Source organism: bacterium, assembly GCA_030654305.1.
Lineage (GTDB): Bacteria > Krumholzibacteriota > Krumholzibacteriia > LZORAL124-64-63 > LZORAL124-64-63 > PNOJ01.
The window spans coordinates 1-2,860 of the sequence record JAURXS010000410.1; the positions used below are offsets into that span (position 1 = coordinate 1).

The window sequence follows — 2,860 nt, forward strand, 5'->3', positions numbered from 1 at the left end:
ACCTTCTCCTTGCTGCAGCCGGCGAGCCCGGCCAGGATCGCGATGAGCACCATCGCCGCGAGGAGAAGCGGAGCCCGTCGCAGCACGGACGTGGCAGCAAACATGGACAACCTCCCTTGGGGGTATCGGATCGTGCCGGCCATCGGCGACCGGCGTATCAACCTGGACTGGCGCTCCCGCCGCAGGACCGCGGCAGCAGGTTACCCGCCGCCACCGGTCATCGTCAACACCGCGGATCGGGCCGGCATCGACATGAAATTGGCGAACCGGGGTCGAAAAAGCAAATGCTATCCCCGGGTGCGGGCCGCCTCACGCGCCCCGGCGGTCCAGGGGCGGCAGGCGCTCCGCCCTCCCGACGAGCCCCTCCTGGTCCGGCTCGTCCCAGTCCCACAGTTCGTGGAACAGCTCCCAGTGGAGCGGCAACAGGACGCCCGCCGCGCCGAAGAGCCGCGCGAAGCGGCGGCGGCGCTCGGCGACCGGCAGGCCGGGCAGGAACCCGCGCCGCAGGCGGCCGTCGATCGTCACGTCCCAGACTTCCTGGAACGCCTCGGCCAGCGCCGGCGGCACCGCGGACGGCACGATCCGGCCCGCCAGCACGTCGGCCACGGCCAGGAAGTGGTGGTGCAGGAATCGTTCTCCCCGCGCGGGCGCGAACGGCGGCGGGTCGGCGGGCGCCGGGGGTGCGCGCAGGTCCCAGGGCAGGAACGGCAGCGCGCCGGCGAGCTCCGCGCCGCGTTCGGCGAGGAAGTGGCCGGGGTGGCCGTAGATCTCCAGCGCGCCGGGCGCCGCGAGGCGCCACCAGGGCCGCTCGTCGGGCGCGAGGTCGTCAAGGACCAGCGCCAGCTCGCGCAGGCGGTCCGTCAGGCCGTGGCGGCGGGCCGCCCCGCGCGCCAGCTCCGCGACGGCCGCGGCGTGCTCCCAGTCGGCGGGTTCCACGCGCAGCAGCACGGCCGTCTCCCTCCTAGTCGGCGATCAGGGACCCGCCGCCGAGCGGGCGCAGGCGGGCGGTGAAGTGGCGCAGCACCGGCGCCTCCTCGACGATCTCCAGGCCGCGCAGGCGTTCGCCGCACTCGCGCAACCGCCCGCAGACCTCCGCCACGTAGGCCAGGTGCGTCTCGGTGTACACGCGCCGCGGCACGGCCAGGCGCACCAGCTCCATGGCCGGGTGGACGGTGGCGCCCGTCTCGGGATCGGCGTGCGCGAACATCAGGCTGCCGATCTCCACGCCGCGCACCCCGCCCTCGAGGTACAGGGCGCAGGTGAGCGCCTGCGCCGGGAAGGCGCCCTGCGGCAGGTGCGGCAGCATGCGCCGCGCGTCGACGTAGACGGCGTGGCCGCCGACGGGCGTCAGGATCGGCACCCCGCGCTCCTGCATCTGCTCGCCCATGCGCCGGACCTGGCCGATGCGGTAGGTCAGGTAGTCGTCGTCGAGCACCTCGCGCAGGCCCTGCGCGACCGCGGCCAGGTCGCGCCCGGCCAGCCCGCCGTAGGTGCGGAAACCCTCGATGAGGATCAGCAGGTTCGTGATGTCGCGGGCCCAGTCGTCGTCGTTCAGGCAGAGGAAGCCGCCCATGTTCACCAGGGCGTCCTTCTTCGCGCTCATCGTGCAGCCGTCGCCGAGGGCGAAGATCTCCCGCGCGATCTCCTTGATGGCCAGGTCGCGGCAGCCCGGCTCGCGCCGCTTGATGAACCACGCGTTCTCGGCGAAACGGCAGGCGTCGAAGATCAGGGGCACGCCCTTGCCGTGGCAGAAGGCCGAGACCTCGCGGATGTTCGCCAGCGACACGGGCTGGCCGCCGCCGCTGTTGTTGGTGATCGTGATCATGACGAAGGGGATGCGGTCGCCGTAGCGGTCGAAGGCCGCGGCGAGCTTCGCCAGCGACATGTTCCCCTTGAAGGGGTGGTCGCCCGTGGGGTCGAGCCCCTCGTCGATGACGCAGTCGAGCGCGAGCGCGCCCTGGTGCTCGACGTTGGCGCGCGTGGTGTCGAAGTGGATGTTGTTGGGCACCACCGAGCGCTTGTCCAGGCGCGTGGTGAACAGCAGGTTCTCCGCCACGCGCCCCTGGTGCGTGGGGATGACGTGGCGGTAGCCGAAGATGTCGCGGATGGTGTCCTCGAAGTCGTAGTAGTTGCGGCTGCCCGCGTAGGCCTCGTCCCCCTGCACCAGCGCGCCCCACTGGGCGTCGCTCATCGCCGAGGTGCCGCTGTCGGTGAGCAGGTCGACGTAGATCGACGAGCTCGGCAGGCCGAAGACGTTGTAGCCGGCCTTGGTCAGCGCCGCGGCGCGCTCCTCGCGGCTCACGCGGCGGACCGGCTCGACGACCTTGATGCGGTAAGGAACGAACGGCAATTCCATGGGTCCTCCTCGACCGGGGAAACGGCGGAAGGCCTTGCCACGCGCGGCGCGGAAGGGCATCCTGCGGGGTCGAAGGTAGCAGCCGCCGATACGGCGAACAAGGAAAGAGGGGGCGACGATGGTCCTGCCGGATCGCTGGCGGCGACGCCTGCGCGACGCGTGGCGGGCGGCGGTGGGGCCGACGCGGGACCCGCGGGCCGTCGCGCGCGGCGTCGCGGCGGGCCTGCTGGTGGCGCCGACGCCGGTGCTCGGGCTGCACACCTGGATGGCTCTGGGACTCGCGACGGCGCTGCGCGCGAACCGGGCGGCGGCGCTGCTCGCCTCGAACCTCTCGAACCCGGTGACCTTCCTGCCCCTGGCGCTGCTCGACGTGCGGCTGGGCACGTGGCTGCTCGGGCGCCCGATGCCGGAACTGGCCGTCGACGAGATCTCGCGGGCCAGGCTGGGCGAGGCGCTGCTGGCGGCCTGGCTCGGCGCGGTCGCGCTGGGCGTCGCGCTGGCCGC

General features: G+C 73.0%; 3 protein-coding genes. 1 reads left to right on the forward strand and 2 read right to left on the reverse strand.

All coding sequences use genetic code 11. The annotated features are described in order from the left end of the window. Positions 1-309 precede the first annotated feature (309 nt). On the reverse strand, positions 310-948 hold the full coding sequence (locus Q7W29_11845) for a hypothetical protein (protein MDO9172512.1): 639 nt from the start codon (positions 946-948) through the stop codon (positions 310-312). 13 nt (positions 949-961) lie between these two features. Next, entirely contained in the window at positions 962-2,356 is a 1,395-nt protein-coding gene (locus Q7W29_11850) for a tryptophanase (GenBank protein MDO9172513.1), read from the reverse strand. Positions 2,357-2,474: 118 nt separating this feature from the next. Here Q7W29_11850 and Q7W29_11855 point away from each other — a divergent pair. After that, a partial coding sequence (locus tag Q7W29_11855) for a DUF2062 domain-containing protein (GenBank protein ID MDO9172514.1) occupies positions 2,475-2,860 on the forward strand: 386 nt, incomplete at its 3' end.

Excerpts from the sequence above, each read along its gene's own strand:
- Q7W29_11850 (MDO9172513.1), bottom strand. The coding sequence starts at position 2,356 with ATGGAATTGCCGTTCGTTCCTTACCGCATCAAGGTCGTCGAGCCGGTC.